Consider the following 15,089-nt stretch of genomic DNA (forward strand, 5'->3'; position numbering starts at 1 on the left):
TACCTCATTCTATATGGATAACCTTCCTTTATAGGTGGATAAAACCTACTTTTTTAAGCACTTGTCATATATGGCATTAAACATTTATAGGCGTGTGCCTTTCTTTGGCTTTATGAAAACTGAAAAGCTGACCAAAACCCAAAAGAAACAACTCTCCCGTTTTATTGTGGAACGATACGGCTCCCCACAGGAGTTTGCCAAGGTGCTGGACCGTAACCTGGAAATGCTCTTTTATATAGAGGAAGAGGTATTCACCCCACGGGAGGTGCAAGGGGTGGTCTCTGCCCTCCGGGGCATTATTGTGGCCTTGCGACAGAAAAAACAAGCTGGTTCTAAACAGGTATGGTTTCCCTTAACTTCCGGCCCTTGATCAACAGCCAGAACATAAAAACCAACTCCCCAAAAAAGGTAAAGAACAAAATGTCCAAATTGGTTTCCGGACTTATAAAGGCCCCCAGGGTATGGATCACATACCCAAAACCGGCAATTAAGAGCAATATCCCAAAAACTTTTGGTACATAGCTGGCCTTGAGCACCAAGTACCCCAATAAAACGAGGTACACGCCAAAGATCAATAATCCAAAAGACCATTCCAATCTAAAACTGTCCATATGCAATTGTATGGATTGTGCCAGTTGTACATCGGCACTCCCAGTATAGGCATGCACAAATGCCAACATCTTTACCAGATTGGCCAGGGCCACCAGGTACATGGCGGTATAGATCAGGCGGAACCAGGCCACCAGAAGCGAAAAATACCGCATTACCGGTTTTAAGAAGAGGTAGAGTGCCCAGGCCACCACAATATCGCAGAGCAGGGTGATCAGGTGCAAAAAAATACTGGTGGTAAAAAGTAGTTTTTCCCGGCCGATGTTCTCCGCCGTTTCCAACGCATCACCTGCTATTAGTTTTGGAAAAATATGAAATTCGGCAAAGGGCACGGTAAAGGTCATGAGCAAGAGGCCCAATCCGGCAATTAGGGCGGCATTGCCCAAAGTCATTGTTTTTTTGGAGGTTGAAGTATCCATGGTGTCCAGTTTTAGGTTAAGACTGATCACTATGGAAAATGTTACATGCAATCCTATCTATGAATGGTCTGCACGCGATCAGGCCCAACCGAAACAATCTTAATGGGCACGTTCAGTTCCTTTTCCAGAAAAGCGATATAGTCGTTCAGGGCAGGAGGGAGGTCTGCTGCCTTGGTCAATTGCGTCAAATCCTTGGCCCAGCCCTTCATTTCGGTATATACGGGGGTGACGTTCTCACTTTCTATGTTGTATGGAAGGTGCTGAATTTCTTCGCCTTTGTATTTGTATGCGGTACACACTTTTAGAGTTTTAAAACCGCTCAATACATCCGCTTTCATCATCATCAGTTCGGTTACCCCGTTAATTTGCACAGCATATTTTAAAGCTACCAAATCCAGCCAGCCACATCTACGGGGTCTTCCCGTGGTAGCACCAAATTCGTTGCCCACACGGCCCATGGTCTCTCCATCCTTGTCAAACAGCTCGGTAGGGAAGGGGCCACTGCCCACACGGGTGGTATAGGCCTTGAAAATTCCCAGTACACGTCCAATTTTGTTGGGTGCCACACCCAATCCGGTACAGGCACCAGCTGCCGTAGTGTTGCTGGAAGTGACAAAGGGATACGTTCCAAAATCAATGTCCAACAGGGAGCCTTGGGCACCCTCGGCCAAAATCTTTTTGCCTTCATCCTGCGCCTTGAAGATAAACTCTTCGCTGTCTATAAAACGCAGTTTCTTCAAGGTTTCCACACCTTCGTAGAACTCTGCTTCCAACTCGGCCAGATCGTATTGGATGTCCACATTGTAGAATCCTATCATGGCCTCGTGCTTATCGGCAAGGGTTCGGTATTTCTTTTTCCAGGTATCAAACTCCAAATCTCCAACGCGCATACCGTTACGGCCGGTTTTATCCATATAGGTTGGCCCAATGCCCTTAAGGGTAGAACCAATCTTCGCCTTTCCCTTGGCGGTTTCGGAGGCGGCATCCAACAAACGATGGGTAGGAAGGATCAAATGTGCCTTTCTGGAGATAAATAGCTTGGATAGAATATCGATATTGAACTTGTCAAGATTGTCCAGCTCCTTTTTAAAGATGACCGGGTCGATCACCACGCCATTTCCAACAATGTTGATGGCGTTTTTATGGAAAATCCCGGACGGAATGGTATGCAAAACATGCTTTATCCCATCAAATTCCAAGGTGTGCCCGGCGTTGGGACCTCCTTGAAAACGGGCTATAATATCATAATCTTTGGTAAGTACATCAACAATCTTTCCCTTTCCCTCGTCTCCCCACTGGAGTCCAAGCAATAAATCTACCATGAAGTGTGTTGGTTATTCGGTTAGGTTTTCTTCTTTGTTACGGGTTCCGTAAAAGTAAAGTGAGTGGTTACTGATCTTAATATCAAAAACCTCCTCAATGGTTTTTTTGATGGATTGGATGCGAGGGTCACAAAACTCTACCACCTCTCCAGTGTCCGTTAGGATCACATGATCGTGCTGGCGGTCAAAATAGGACTTTTCATATTGCGCCTGGTTCTTCCCAAACTGGTGTTTACGAACCAACTTGCAATCCAACAAAAGTTCAATGGTGTTGTACAAAGTGGCCCGGCTTACACGGTAGTTTTTTGTCTTCATTTTAATGTAGAGGGATTCCACATCAAAATGGTCATCACTTTCATAGATTTCCTGAAGAATAGCGTAGCGTTCCGGGGTTTTTCTATGCCCTTTTTCTTCTAAAAAGGAAGTGAACACATTCTTTACAATTTCCTGATTTTTGTCGTTGCCCATAGCTTCTCACCAATGCTAAAGGACAAAGGTACAGCTAAAAATTAAATTCTGGATACTTTGTCAATACCCTCCACCTGCTTTAAATGGTTGATGAGTTTTTTGAGGATGCTGTTGTTTTTGACGACCAAGGTGATTTTACCTGAAAATGTGCCGCCGTCCGCGCTAAAGTTGAGGTTCCGCATGTTCACATGAAGGTTATCAGAGATGATGTTGGTAATCTCGTTCACCAAACCCATATTGTCTATCCCGGTAATCTGGATGTCCGCGGAGAACACCTCTTGGGTGGAATCTATCCACTTGGCACTCATGATACGGTAGGCATAATTGGACTGCAAGGAAATGGCATTGGGGCAATTTTTGGTATGCACCTTGATCCCATCGTTGACGCTTACAAACCCAAAAACGTCGTCCCCGGGAATAGGATTACAACATTGCGAGAGTTTGTAGGTCAATTTTTCCTCTTCCTTTCCAAATACGAGCATGTCATATTTGGTGGTGATCTCATCCTTGTCCACATCCTTGGGAGCGGGGTTTCTTCTAATTTTATTCTTGAAGAAATTCAGGAAGGCGTTATGGTATGAAGAGGCAAAATCCTTGATTTTCTCATTGTCGATGACCCCAATACCTACCCGGTAAAACAGGTCCAGACTTGTTTTTAGTTTGAAGTAGGTTACCAGCTTATTTACGGTATCCTCGTTCAAGGTGATTTTCTGGGATTTTAGCTTTCTTCGCAGAATTTCCTTCCCGTCTGAGGCAATGCTCTTTTTCTCCTCGCTAAGGGAGGATTTGATTTTGGCCCTTGCCCGCGCCGTTTGGGCATAGTCCAACCAGCTTTGATTGGGTTTGGCACTTTCCGAGGTAATAATTTCTACCTGATCGCCGCTCTGCAGCATGGAGCCTAAGGGAACCAATTTCCCATTGACCCTGGCGCCACGGGTCTTCATGCCCACCTCGGTATGGATGTGAAAGGCAAAATCTAAGGGTGTGGAGCCCTTTGGCATGGATTTAAGGTCTCCTTTGGGCGTAAACACAAATATTTCTTTGGAGTAGAGGTTCAGTTTAAACTCCTCCACAAAATCCACGGCATTTCCATTGGAAGTCTCAAGGGCCTCTTGCAATCGGTTCAACCACTCCTCAATACCTTGTTCCTTTTGTTCGCCGTGCTTGTATTTAAAATGGGCCGCATAACCCTTCTCCGCAATCTCGTGCATGCGCTCACTTCTAATCTGGACTTCCACCCATTTTCCCTTGGGACCCATTACGGTGATATGGAGTGCTTCGTACCCTGTTGATTTGGGTGAGGTGATCCAATCTCTTAGCCGAATGGGGTTTGGGGTGAAATGATCGGTAACAATGGAATAGATTTTCCAAGCCAGGAACTTTTCGTTCTTTCGGTCCGATTTATAGATGATACGGATGGCAAACTTGTCATACACCTCATCAAAGGCCACATTCTGTGCCTTCATCTTCCTTCGGATGGAAAAAATGGACTTCATCCGACCCTTGATATCATAGTTGAGTCCCTCCTTGTCCAACGAATTTCGGATGATATTGGAGAAATCCTCAATATAGGTCAATTGTTCCTCCTCCGTATCCTCAATTTTGGCCTGAATGTCTTGGTACACCTCGGGTTCGGTATATTTTAAACTGAGGTCCTCCAGATGTGTTTTAATATTGTAAAGCCCTATTCTGTGCGCCAGAGGGGCATAAATGTATAGTGTTTCGGAAGCGATTTTTACCTGCTTGTGCTCCGGCATGGCATCCATGGTGAGCATATTGTGGTAGCGATCCGCAATTTTAATGATGATGACCCGGACATCGTCATGTAAGGTCAAGAGCATTTTTCTAAAGTTCTCCGCCTGCTGACTAATGTCCTTGTCTTTTTTTAAGTGGGCGATTTTCGTAAGGCCGTCCACGATACGGGCAACTGTTTCCCCGAACATGCGCTCTATATCGTCAAGTGTGTACGAAGTATCCTCAACCACATCATGGAGCAGGGCAGAAGCAATGGAAACGGCGTCCAAGCCAATTTTGGAAGCTACGATCTTGGCTACGGCAATAGGGTGAAAGATATAGGCCTCTCCAGACTTTCGCCGTTGGTCCTTATGCGCATCTACGGCCACGTCAAAAGCAGAACGTATCAACTTCTTGTCCTCATCGGTCAAGGTTTGATAGCTGATACGAAGCAATTCTTTGTACTGCTTCGCAATCTCCTTGTTCTCTTTTTCAATAGCAGCCTCCGTCATAGTATATTAAAGTTACCACAATCTTTATAGCTAACCAACAAAAATTATGCCTTTAAATTTCTAATGCGCTCAACCAGAGGAGGGTGGGAGTAGTGCACAAACACGTAGGCGGGGTGGGGCGTGAGGTTGCTGAGATTGTTCTTGGAGAGCTTTTTTAAGGAGGTCACCAAGGGAGTGGCGGCGAATGTCTTTTTGGCATAGTCGTCGGCTTGAAACTCAAACTTTCGTGACAGATAGTTCATGGCCAATCCCGTAATTTCGGAAATCGGGCTGTACAGCAGGGCAAAACCTACCAAGCCGGCATGAAAACTGGGTATGGATACACCAATGGCAAGGGAAATATCAGGATTGTTTATAAATAATGCCAGCACATATAGTGTAAGGCCTGTTAGAGCCAATGAGACCATCAGGTTGAAAATGATATGTTTTCTTTTGTAATGCCCCACTTCATGGGCCAACACTGCAACTATTTCTTCTTCACTTAAGTCATTGATCAAGGTGTCGAACAAAGTGATTCGCTTTTCCTTTCCGAACCCGGAAAAATAGGCATTGGCCTTGGTGGACCGTTTAGATCCATCGATCACAAAAATGTTTTTGAGCTCAAACCCAACCTTTTTCGCGTAGCTTTCAATGGCATCTTTTAAAGATCCTTCAGTTAGGGGTGTCTGTTTGTTAAAAAGAGGGACTATCAGTCTGCTGTAAAAAAGGTTCATAAAGAGCACCACCCCACCGATCAACATCCAGGTATAGATCCAAAAATTGGGCCCGGTCCACTGGTAAAAAAGAATGAAAAGTGAAAGTACACCTCCACCAAAAACCAAAGTTAGGATTGCGGCTTTCAATTTATCCAGAAAAAACAGTTTTTTACTGGTTTTGTTGAAACCATAGCGTTCTTCTATTACAAAGGTGTGGTAATAAGAGAATGGAAGACCTATAATACTGCTACCAAGCAAAATGAGCCCGAAGAATATGAGGGCCATTAAAATGATATCATCGGTCAAGGAACGGGTGAACTGGTCTACCCATTCAAAACCACCTAACCAAAGAAAGGATAGTGTGGCAACCAAAGAGAATCCATCGGAGAACGCCCCGAATCTATAGTTGGTCCTTTTGTATTGCTGCGATTTTTGGTATTCGTTGTCGTCAAAAATATCCGAAAGTTCTTCTGGAACCTTAGAGGCAAAACGCTTGGCATTCAGCAATTCCAAAAGTTGGTGAATAAGATACTGAATCACCAAAATACCAATAATAACATAGAACAGGGTAGTTTTTTCCATAGGCTAGAATCCGCGTTGGCGCTTCGCTTCAAATATAAGTATTGCCGCCGATACCGATACGTTCATGGAATCAATTTCACCTTGCATCGGAATAATGATGTTTTGGTCGGAATTCTGCAGCCAATTTTCGGATAAGCCTGTGGCCTCCGTTCCTACCACAATGGCAGAGGATCCCTTGAAATCACACTCGGCATAACTTTCGGAAGCTGTGAGCGCAGCAGCATATATATTAATTTGTTGTTGTTTGAGGTACGCAATAATCTCTTCAGTGGTTCCCGTTCCAATTTGGGTTGTGAACACACAGCCAACACTGGACCTAATGATATTTGGATTGTACAAATCGGTTTTTGGGTTGGCAATAATCACTGCATCCAAGGCCGCGGCATCCGCAGTACGGAGCAGCGCTCCTATGTTACCTGGTTTCTCTGGAGCCTCGGCCACCAAAATCAGTGGTTCCCTATTTTTGAACCGAAGCTTTCCCAAAGCGTGGTCTTTTCCACCAATCAAAGCAAGTACACCTTCGGTGGTTCCCCGGTGCGCTACTTTTTCATACACATTTCGCGACAAGCTAATGTATTCTGGACTTTGGTCCTTTGTAGTAAACAATTCGGGATTCCCTTCAAAGATTTCGGGACAGAAAAGAAGTGTTTCAATACTATAGCCTCCTTTTTGGGCCAACTCAATTTCCCGGAGCCCTTCAGCTACAAAAACACCTTGTTTTTTGCGCTCCCTTGACTTTTCCTTCAAAAGAAGTATGCGCTTGATCAAAGGGTTTTGTGCGCTGCTAATGGATTTGTGTTCCTTCACCACACAAAAATACGTATTCTTGTAATCTGCCCATCCAGTTTCCGACGAAGTTGGTGATTAACCACTAAGAAAATGAAAAAAGCTCTTATTGTATCGATGATCATGGTCATCGCTGCTTGCAAAACCAGCACAAAGAAAGAAGAATCTCAAGTAGAAATTCCTGTTGAGCCAGAGGTAGTATCTGCCAATTATCCAGAATTATTGGAAGGTGTTTTTGAAGCCCATGGCGGGTTGGAAACTTGGAAAGTGAAGAGAACCTTGGTCTACGACCTTCCCAAGAAAGATATTACCGAAACCCATACCATTGACCTTTGGTCGCGAAAAGATAAAGTGGAAACCGATTCTTTTTCAATGGGAACAGATGGTTCGGATGTTTGGTTGTTGGATGCTGAAGGCAATTATCAAGGTGACCCTGTTTTTTACCATAATTTGATGTTCTACTTTTATGCCATGCCTTTTGTATTGGCCGATGATGGCATAGTATATAGTGCTGCAGAGGATTTGGAATATGAAGGGGAAAGCTATCCGGGTATTCGAATCGCTTACGAGACAGGAGTGGGAACATCTCCCAAAGATGAATACTTTATCCATGTGGATTCAGAAACCGGTCAGATGGCTTGGTTGGGGTATACGGTTACGTATCGCACTGGCGAAATATCAGATATTGTGAAGTGGATTCGCTATGATGATTGGCAAACTGTTGATGGTCTCACACTACCAAAATCCATTACCTGGTATAATTATGACGGTCCTAAGATTTTGGATGCCCGTAGCAAGGTTTCTTTTGAAAATGTTGGCCTAAGCACGGTATCTAAGCCAGACGCTTTTTATGATAAGCCAGAAGGTGCGATAGTTGCGGAATCCAAAATGCCTGGTAGCGATAGTAAGTAAGAAAACTTTGGTCCGGAGCAAGTTTAGAACCCGTACTTTTCGTGGTAACTGATGAGCAGGCCCACAACGGAGTTATAGCTTTCTATACCCTCTTTTTGGTTGTTGACTTTGAGAAATGCATTGAAAATGGACTTGAATAAGGGTTCCAAAGGATTTTCATATTGCTCCCAATAATCAGATACCTCCTTGTAGTTCTTTTTTACGCCGGGATGGAGATTCTTGACCAAGGCCTCAAATAAATCTGGGTCTAATCTCTTTAAATCGGACAGGCAGTACCCAAGAGCATGGGAATAGGCGGTGTACTTAAAGTAGGGGTCCTCGTTTTTTGAGGTGACCAGAAACCCAATGAAATTTGTATCGTCCTCTGCAGAATAACCCAATTGATGACCTACCTCATGCCCGCTTACCGTGGGCATTCTATAAGCAGGTGCGCCGGTGTTTACTTGGGCCTCGTTGGAAAAAGGGTTGAGGTATCCGCCATAACCCATATAGCTTAAGGGAACTACAAATAATGAAGATTTGATACTGGAATGGTTATATTCAAGAAAAGGGTAATGTTGCTTTAAAGAATCATAGCCGGTTTCCGTTTTTTTGAATATCTCCTTCTTCGTGTAGGGAATCTTTACGGGCTCGCCAGGATTTTTAGTAATTTCCAATTGGTAGTAGTTGGAACGTTCTATCAGGTATTGACAAAATACAGACAATTCTTCTTTATGATATTTTTTTTCAATACCCAATTTCCAGGTAATGGGCTGACGGTAATAATTCATGCCCCAAAGAAGATGAAAGAGAAAATAGACAATGGAAAGTACCACGACCAAATCCTTTAACAACAATAACGGCTTTTTCTTTATCGATTTCCACTTCCGATATAGATAGCGTGCCAGAAGAAGGGACAGCGCGAGATACATCAGGTCGCCCATGGAAAATGGAATCCAGCCAAAAAGAATCCGTAACAAGCTTGAAATTGGGGGATATATCCCTTCGCTATAGTATTTTTCAACAAGGTCGGGATAGCTCCCAATCCATTTTACCAGGACAATTTGTAGTGGTAAGGCCCAGGCAATAATTGTTTTTACTCTTGGTCGCATCAAAATTAAGTTGGATGAAACTCTGTTGCGCTAAACTACTCTATAAAATTTAGAAGCACCTTGCTTTTGCGACAGTCTTAACAAAGCTTTGGATACAAAAGAAGAGGCCGGGGATTTTGCCCGGCCTATGTCAAGTATTCGATTGCTGTTATTCTTGGATTCCGGTAATTTCCAAATCGAAGATCAAATCGGAATTTGGAGGAATGGGTCCACCACCCTGTGGCCCGTAGCCTAAATGCGGTGGAATAAAAACTCGAATTTTGTCACCTACCTTCATGGATTGTAGTCCTTCTTTAAATCCAGGGATAAGTCTTGCCTCTGGACTATAATCCATAGGAGTGGGGAAATAACCACCACCTTGTTTTCTCCTAAGGTCAAATTTGTTGAATTTAGTTGCGATACCCTCGTAATTGCTGTCAAATAAAGTGCCATCAGGCAGCCATCCGGCATACATCACCAATACTTTTTGCCCAACTTTGGGCTGCTCGCCTTCACCTTCTTTTAATTTTAGGATTCGCAAACCAGAAGGAAGCTCTTCCGCACTTTCTTTTTGAGACGCAAACTCACTGGCAAACTCTTCCACCATTTTTTTAAAGGCCGCAACAGCTGCTTCCTCCTCGGCAAAATAGTCGGTCATGATTTGAACCGCGTCAAACTTTTTGGCCTCTTTGCCGTTACGCACGATTTCTACTTTGTTCATGATCACATCCACCTCCGGTTTATCACCCGGTAAGGTTTTGACATTGGCAATGGTATCCACTACGTCCATACCACTTATTACTTCGCCAAAAACGGTATGTCTTCCGTCAAGCCATGGTGTCTCCTTATGGGTAATGAAAAATTGACTTCCATTTGTTTTTGGTCCGGAGTTGGCCATGGAAAGGATTCCTTTTTTAGAGTGGGTGAGCGAATCGTTGAACTCATCTTTGAATTTGTAACCTGGGTTACCCCTTCCAGTGCCCGTTGGGTCACCTCCCTGAATCATAAAGTCTTTGATAATGCGGTGAAAAATGATACCGTCATAGTATTTTTTGCCTTTGACGCTATCAGCCACAAAAGGGTTGTTTCCTTCGGCCAAGGATACAAAATTGGCTACGGTTACCGGGGTTTTTTCATGTTCCAATTTTACAAGGATATCCCCTTGACTTGTTTGGATATCAGCAAAGATGCCATCACCCAAATCAGCATATTTACTGGATTTACATCCCAGTAGGACTAGAGAAAATAGCACAAGGGCCTTAAAGGATTGTTTCATGATATTATGGTTTTAGATTTAGACTATCTTGATTAATAATTATAGTATGCAGTTCAATTGTTGATTTGACCGGTGTACGTGGACCAATGCGATTCCCATCTCCGTGATAGCCATAAGCCTGTAAGGATGGGAATAAAAAAGTGGCCCGTTCATTTATTTTGAGCAGTTTTACCGCGTTTTGTAGCCCGGTAAACAACCGTTCCTTGTCCACAACATAGGAGGTGGGTCCTAGTTCCTCGGAGGAATAAATAGTATCGTTGGCCAACGAAACCAAATTGTACGAAAACAAGATTTGATCATTCGTCCGGGGGTGATATTGGGAGGTGTCGTTCTTGACATCAAAATAATACCAAAATCCACTTGGACTGGTCTGGTAATGGTGAAGAGAATCCTGAGCTATGATCTTTTGGATTATCTCTTCTTCCTGAGCTAGAAGTGCCTTGTTGCGTTCCACGGATTCCTTGAAGAAACTTCCGGATTTGACTTCCACGGGCTTTCTTGGTTCCGGACCTCCACAGTTGATTAATAACAATGCCAATACGGCGACTTTGAATAGCTTCATGCGTTCAAATCACTTTTATAGGTCTTTAATACCTCATTGAATTTTTCTATGGTTTTTTCCATGTCCAGTTCACTTCTTCCTCCCGCCGCATTATCATGTCCTCCACCGTTGAAGTGTGTTCGGGCAAACTGGTTGACCGAAAAGTCCCCTATGGAGCGGAAAGATATTTTAATGATACCTTCTTCCCGGTTTTCTATAAAAATGACTGCAAAAATAATACCTTCCAAGGTAAGCCCATAATTGACGAAACCTTCCGTGTCCCCTTTTTTGAAATTGTTGTCATCCAGTTCCTGTTGGGACAAGGTGATGTAGGCAGTTTTGTATTCTGGCAGGATGATCATATTGCTTAGTGCAACGCCCAGAAGGTGCAAACGGGAAGGAGAATTGGCGTCAAAAACCTGTTGATGAATCTCCATATTCTGTGCTCCGCAATCAATGAGGTGTGCTACTACGCGATGTGTTCTGCTGGAGGTGGACCGGTATTTAAATGAGCCGGTATCCGTCATGATTCCGGTATATAGATTAGTGGCAATATCTTTGGTAATAAGGTCCACGTCGCCAAGGAATTCTATGAAATTGTAAACCATTTCGCAGGTAGAGCTCATACTTACATCGGAATAGGTCACTTTGGCGTAATCAGCAGGCTGCTGGTGGTGGTCTATCATAATGAAATCCGCCTCCTTCTCGGTAAGTGGGGTTTCCAATTGTCCGGTTCTTGAGAGGTGGTTAAAATCCAAAGTGAATACCACGGTAGCCTCTTCCAGAAGTTTTTTGGATTGGGCATTTTCCTTCTCATAGTTTAAAATAGCGCCACAACCTGGCATCCATTTTAGGAATTTGGGAAAATCATTGGGGCTTATTATCGCCGCTTTAAATCCCTTTGCCATCAAAAAACCACGCAGGGCCAAACAAGAACCAATGGCATCACCATCAGGGTTTTTGTGGGGAATAATTACGATTTTTTGGGGCTGGGAAAGAATCGACTTAACAGTCGTGATATCCTCTAAATTCATGCGCCCAAAGATACGATAATATCATAGAGTCCTCATCTTGATAAGTTTGTTTTTGTTCCATGGAGAAAATAGCCAGATCTGTTGAAAAGCTTTATTGGAATCGGACCGAAGAATGGATTGAAGGTGGAACGTAATTTGAAAGCGTCAAATCACGGCCATTTGCGTTTGCCCGTTGCACGAAAAAGAGTAAGTTTGCGCAAAATTTAAACAAATGACTGGAAATAGAACGTTTACCATGATCAAACCAGATGCCGTTGAAAACGGTCATATTGGTGCAATTTTGGAAAAAATAACCGGTGCTGGCTTCAATATTGTGGCCATGAAGTACACGCAATTGAGCAGAAGAGATGCCCAAGAATTCTATGCCATCCATAAGGAACGTCCATTCTTTGGGGAGTTGGTGGAATTTATGACAAGAGGTCCTATTGTAGCGGCTATTCTAGAAAAAGACAACGCTGTTGATGATTTCCGAGCTTTAATCGGGGCCACCAATCCTGCTGAAGCGGCAGAGGGTACCATTAGAAAGTTATTTGCTACTAGTATTGGTGAAAATGCTGTTCATGGATCCGATAGCGATGAAAACGCAGGTATAGAAGGAGCTTTCCACTTCTCGGGCAGAGAGGTGTTCTAAGAAGGGACAACAAAATATATTAAAAGGCCACTCCGTTAAGGGTGGCTTTTTTTGTTGGAGAACAATAGCAATTCCTCTTTTTTACTAGGTGGAATTACCTTTCCGGATTCCAAAAGTCCAATTTTGGTGAGAAGGTTTCGAGATTTGGTGTTGTTGGGCATGGTAATTCCCAAAACCTCTTCTATGTTCAGTTCCTTTTTTGCGTATTCCATTAAGCTACAACAGGCTTCATAGGTGTATCCTTGTCCTTCATATTCTGGTAAAATGGCAAATCCTATATCGGGGTGATCTAGATAATCTCTTTGGATAAACCCGCAAATTCCTATGGGTTCCAGTGCGGTTCGCAAAACCATTTTGAACAGACCAAACCCATTGGTTTCATATGAATGCACCAAACTGTTTTGGATATAGTCCTCGGCTTGTTTCTCGGTTTTTACCCCACGATCTCCAATGAATTTAATCCAGCTTGGTGTGTTCAAGAGTTTAAGGAAAAAGGCTGTGTCGCCCATATTCGCTTTCTGAATGAGCAATCTTGAGGTTTTGGTAACGATATCCATGGAAAACAATTTGAAAAATGGTGTTCTAGCGTAGCACTATTTTTTTGATAAGCTCCTTACCCAATTCCTCATTCAACATGGTCATGATTTTGGTTTTGCCCAGACTAAGTTCTTCCCGAAGCACTGAAGATGAAAGGGATACATAAAGAGTCTCGTTTTTAAGCTCTACGCTAGTGGTGTAATTGTTAACCCCATTTCCCATCAGATTGACCCAAGCTTCCCGGGCGTCCACTTTGTCCATTCCTTTCTGCAGCTTGTTTTCCTGAATGAACTCGTTCAACGCTTCGCTCAAATGGCGGTGGGAGTTGTGTCTTTTGGCCATTACTTTGGAATTTGAATGGGTTGAAAACGGGTATATGTATATTTTAAGCCCTCTTCATTCTGTATGGAGAAGGTAAGGGAGTCCAGCTGGACCAAGATTTCCTCCCTGCTATCTGAATCTTGCTCGAAACGCAACCTATAACCTTGGTTTGATGCGACTAAAGTAAACGCTTCGGCATTATTGGAAGTTTGATAGCTTCCGTCAAATTTTGGCTGTAATTTTTTTAGGAACCCTTGATCACCATCAAATTGGATAAAATCTATACTGGGATTCATGCCGTAATTCTTGGTTTGACCATCGGGGAATTCCACTTTCTTTATTTCCCAATATCCGTTCAAATGACGCAGATCCGACTTAGAGATCGCGTGCTCTACGCAACCTATCAAAAAGAAAACAAGACAGTATAAAAGGATTCTGGCCATTCTACAAGGTAAAAATTTTATAGCTCTGCTGAATGTTTTGGAGCACGTTTTCCGTTCTTTCGGCATGGGTGTCACTTATAAAAAGTTGACCAAAATTATCGTTGTCAACCAAAGAAACAATTTGGGCTACCCTATGTTCGTCAAGTTTATCAAAAATGTCATCCAACAACAAAATAGGTGCGGTCTTCGCCTGTTCTTTTATGAAGTGGAACTGTGCCAATTTTAAAGCGATTAAGAATGATTTTTGCTGCCCTTGACTCCCAAATTTTTTAATGGGATGCCCTCCAATGGTAAAGTTGAGGTCGTCTTTGTGTGAGCCGACACTGGTATATTGCAAAGCCCTATCCCTTTCAACAGCACCCTCCAATAACTCCAATAGACTTTTTTCTTGAAGTTGACTTTGATAGGATAGCATGATTTGTTCGTCCTTTTCCGAAATATGGGCATATTGTTCTTTAAAGATGGGAATAAAGATTTCAATGAATTCCAAACGCTTTTTATGGATCGAGCTACCAAGTCCATGGAGTTGCTCATTATAAATGGAGAGCGTTTGTCCATCAAAAGTGGCATTGGCCGTAAAGTATTTTAAAAGGGAGTTGCGTTGCACCAACACCTTATTATACTTTATAAGGTCTTGGAGATAAGCTTTGTCGGATTGCGAAATTACCCCATCCATAAATTTTCTACGGGTATCACTGCCCTCAATAATAAGATCCCGATCGGAAGGGGAAATGATGACCAAAGGCAAAAAGCCGATATGGTCCGAGAATTTTTCATAGGCCTTTCCGTTCCGTTTTATGACCTTTTTTAAACCCTTTTTGAAGCTACAGATGATTTTTTCGTTTCGTTCTTCCTTTTCGAAAGTGCCCTCCACTACAAAAAAATCCGTTCCGTGTTTGATGTTCTGAGTGGCAACAGGATTGAAGTAGCTTTTGCCAAAAGCCAAATGATAGATCGCGTCCAAAATATTGGTCTTACCCACACCATTATCTCCAACCAAACAATTGATCACCGGGTCGAATTCTAGAATTTTGGAATCGAAATTTTTATAATTGACTAAGGATAAATGCTTTAAAAACATAGAAAAGCTAAAGGGGCTAAAAGAATTTAAAGAGGCCGCAAAGCGATTAAAGATTCCAAAAATAACGAATAAATTGCCTTTTGGTTTTGGATAAAAACTTTATTTTTGCGCGATTA

General features: G+C 42.9%; 17 protein-coding genes. 3 read left to right on the plus strand and 14 right to left on the minus strand.

The features are described from left to right. Positions 1-70 precede the first annotated feature (70 nt). Positions 71-370: a hypothetical protein gene (locus BUC10_RS01070; RefSeq protein ID WP_073176069.1), complete on the plus strand. Its 300-nt coding sequence runs from the start codon at positions 71-73 to the stop codon at positions 368-370. On the opposite strand, the gene BUC10_RS01075 is transcribed toward BUC10_RS01070, so the two are convergent. From BUC10_RS01075 to BUC10_RS01100, 6 genes are read right to left on the minus strand one after another with little or no spacing between them, the layout of a single operon-like run. Continuing rightward, entirely contained in the window at positions 333-1,028 is a 696-nt protein-coding gene (locus BUC10_RS01075) for a DUF4386 domain-containing protein (protein WP_073176070.1), read from the minus strand. The two genes, BUC10_RS01070 and BUC10_RS01075, sit on opposite strands and share 38 nt — an antisense overlap. A gap of 53 nt (positions 1,029-1,081) precedes the next feature. After that, positions 1,082-2,350 carry an adenylosuccinate synthase gene (locus BUC10_RS01080; RefSeq protein ID WP_073176071.1) on the minus strand — a complete coding sequence of 423 codons (1,269 nt, stop codon included), beginning with the start codon at positions 2,348-2,350 and terminating at the stop codon, positions 1,082-1,084. Between the two features lie 12 nt (positions 2,351-2,362). After that, the gene (locus BUC10_RS01085; RefSeq protein ID WP_073176072.1) at positions 2,363-2,818 is read right to left on the minus strand and encodes a Fur family transcriptional regulator; all 456 of its coding nucleotides are present in this window, start codon (positions 2,816-2,818) and stop codon (positions 2,363-2,365) included. A gap of 41 nt (positions 2,819-2,859) precedes the next feature. Then, a complete protein-coding gene (locus BUC10_RS01090) occupies positions 2,860-5,064 on the minus strand; it encodes a RelA/SpoT family protein (protein WP_073176073.1) in 2,205 nt (734 codons plus the stop codon). A 44-nt stretch (positions 5,065-5,108) separates the two neighbouring features. Next, positions 5,109-6,341 (minus strand): M48 family metallopeptidase, encoded by a 1,233-nt coding sequence (locus BUC10_RS01095; RefSeq protein WP_073176074.1) that lies wholly within the window; start codon positions 6,339-6,341, stop codon positions 5,109-5,111. A 3-nt stretch (positions 6,342-6,344) separates the two neighbouring features. Next, complete coding sequence (locus tag BUC10_RS01100; RefSeq protein ID WP_073176075.1) at positions 6,345-7,148, minus strand: TrmH family RNA methyltransferase; 804 nt, start codon at positions 7,146-7,148, stop codon at positions 6,345-6,347. A gap of 72 nt (positions 7,149-7,220) precedes the next feature. Here BUC10_RS01100 and BUC10_RS01105 point away from each other — a divergent pair, with 72 nt between their 5' ends. Further along, entirely contained in the window at positions 7,221-8,039 is an 819-nt protein-coding gene (locus BUC10_RS01105; RefSeq protein WP_073176076.1) for a DUF6503 family protein, read from the plus strand. 23 nt (positions 8,040-8,062) lie between these two features. Here BUC10_RS01105 and BUC10_RS01110 read toward each other — a convergent pair whose 3' ends face one another. From BUC10_RS01110 to BUC10_RS01125, 4 genes are all read right to left on the minus strand, one after another. Beyond that, on the minus strand, positions 8,063-9,130 hold the full coding sequence (locus tag BUC10_RS01110) for a DUF3810 domain-containing protein (protein WP_073176077.1): 1,068 nt from the start codon (positions 9,128-9,130) through the stop codon (positions 8,063-8,065). Between the two features lie 148 nt (positions 9,131-9,278). Continuing rightward, positions 9,279-10,385, minus strand: a complete 1,107-nt coding sequence (locus tag BUC10_RS01115; protein ID WP_073176078.1) for a peptidylprolyl isomerase — start codon at positions 10,383-10,385, stop codon at positions 9,279-9,281. 4 nt (positions 10,386-10,389) lie between these two features. Next, the gene (gene gldI / locus BUC10_RS01120) at positions 10,390-10,947 is read right to left on the minus strand and encodes a gliding motility-associated peptidyl-prolyl isomerase GldI (protein ID WP_073176079.1); all 558 of its coding nucleotides are present in this window, start codon (positions 10,945-10,947) and stop codon (positions 10,390-10,392) included. Further along, on the minus strand, positions 10,944-11,960 hold the full coding sequence (locus BUC10_RS01125) for a DHH family phosphoesterase (protein ID WP_073176080.1): 1,017 nt from the start codon (positions 11,958-11,960) through the stop codon (positions 10,944-10,946). Before BUC10_RS01125 ends, gldI begins: the two co-directional genes overlap by 4 nt. Before the next feature lie 211 nt (positions 11,961-12,171). Between BUC10_RS01125 and BUC10_RS01130 the strand changes: the two genes are divergently transcribed. Further along, entirely contained in the window at positions 12,172-12,591 is a 420-nt protein-coding gene (locus BUC10_RS01130; RefSeq protein ID WP_073176081.1) for a nucleoside-diphosphate kinase, read from the plus strand. A 35-nt stretch (positions 12,592-12,626) separates the two neighbouring features. Here the strand turns inward: BUC10_RS01130 and BUC10_RS01135 are convergent, their stop codons facing one another. Genes BUC10_RS01135 through recF form a run of 4 tightly spaced genes read right to left on the minus strand, consistent with a single transcriptional unit; the run spans position 12,627 to position 14,973 of the window. After that, positions 12,627-13,148, minus strand: a complete 522-nt coding sequence (locus BUC10_RS01135) for a GNAT family N-acetyltransferase (RefSeq protein ID WP_073176082.1) — start codon at positions 13,146-13,148, stop codon at positions 12,627-12,629. A 25-nt stretch (positions 13,149-13,173) separates the two neighbouring features. After that, a complete protein-coding gene (locus tag BUC10_RS01140; RefSeq protein WP_073176083.1) occupies positions 13,174-13,470 on the minus strand; it encodes a DciA family protein in 297 nt (98 codons plus the stop codon). Next, the gene (locus BUC10_RS01145; RefSeq protein ID WP_073176084.1) at positions 13,470-13,892 is read right to left on the minus strand and encodes a lipocalin family protein; all 423 of its coding nucleotides are present in this window, start codon (positions 13,890-13,892) and stop codon (positions 13,470-13,472) included. The genes BUC10_RS01140 and BUC10_RS01145 overlap by 1 nt, the downstream gene beginning before the upstream one ends. Position 13,893: 1 nt before the next feature. Beyond that, positions 13,894-14,973: a DNA replication/repair protein RecF gene (gene recF, locus BUC10_RS01150; RefSeq protein WP_073176085.1), complete on the minus strand. Its 1,080-nt coding sequence runs from the start codon at positions 14,971-14,973 to the stop codon at positions 13,894-13,896. Positions 14,974-15,089: the final 116 nt, after the last annotated feature.

It is taken from the genome of Flagellimonas flava (assembly GCF_900129665.1).
In the GTDB taxonomy this organism is placed as follows: domain Bacteria; phylum Bacteroidota; class Bacteroidia; order Flavobacteriales; family Flavobacteriaceae; genus Flagellimonas; species Flagellimonas flava.

Bases quoted from the DNA above. Each gene is read 5' to 3' on its own strand.
- BUC10_RS01070 (WP_073176069.1), top strand. From the start codon at position 71: ATGGCATTAAACATTTATAGGCGTGTGCCTTTCTTTGGCTTTATGAAA.
- BUC10_RS01075 (WP_073176070.1), bottom strand. From the start codon at position 1,028: ATGGATACTTCAACCTCCAAAAAAACAATGACTTTGGGCAATGCCGCC.
- BUC10_RS01080 (WP_073176071.1), bottom strand. From the start codon at position 2,350: ATGGTAGATTTATTGCTTGGACTCCAGTGGGGAGACGAGGGAAAGGGA.
- BUC10_RS01085 (WP_073176072.1), bottom strand. From the start codon at position 2,818: ATGGGCAACGACAAAAATCAGGAAATTGTAAAGAATGTGTTCACTTCC.
- BUC10_RS01090 (WP_073176073.1), bottom strand. From the start codon at position 5,064: ATGACGGAGGCTGCTATTGAAAAAGAGAACAAGGAGATTGCGAAGCAG.
- BUC10_RS01095 (WP_073176074.1), bottom strand. From the start codon at position 6,341: ATGGAAAAAACTACCCTGTTCTATGTTATTATTGGTATTTTGGTGATT.
- BUC10_RS01105 (WP_073176076.1), top strand. From the start codon at position 7,221: ATGAAAAAAGCTCTTATTGTATCGATGATCATGGTCATCGCTGCTTGC.
- BUC10_RS01110 (WP_073176077.1), bottom strand. From the start codon at position 9,130: ATGCGACCAAGAGTAAAAACAATTATTGCCTGGGCCTTACCACTACAA.
- BUC10_RS01115 (WP_073176078.1), bottom strand. From the start codon at position 10,385: ATGAAACAATCCTTTAAGGCCCTTGTGCTATTTTCTCTAGTCCTACTG.
- gldI (WP_073176079.1), bottom strand. From the start codon at position 10,947: ATGAAGCTATTCAAAGTCGCCGTATTGGCATTGTTATTAATCAACTGT.
- BUC10_RS01125 (WP_073176080.1), bottom strand. From the start codon at position 11,960: ATGAATTTAGAGGATATCACGACTGTTAAGTCGATTCTTTCCCAGCCC.
- BUC10_RS01130 (WP_073176081.1), top strand. From the start codon at position 12,172: ATGACTGGAAATAGAACGTTTACCATGATCAAACCAGATGCCGTTGAA.
- BUC10_RS01135 (WP_073176082.1), bottom strand. From the start codon at position 13,148: ATGGATATCGTTACCAAAACCTCAAGATTGCTCATTCAGAAAGCGAAT.
- BUC10_RS01140 (WP_073176083.1), bottom strand. From the start codon at position 13,470: ATGGCCAAAAGACACAACTCCCACCGCCATTTGAGCGAAGCGTTGAAC.
- BUC10_RS01145 (WP_073176084.1), bottom strand. From the start codon at position 13,892: ATGGCCAGAATCCTTTTATACTGTCTTGTTTTCTTTTTGATAGGTTGC.
- recF (WP_073176085.1), bottom strand. From the start codon at position 14,973: ATGTTTTTAAAGCATTTATCCTTAGTCAATTATAAAAATTTCGATTCC.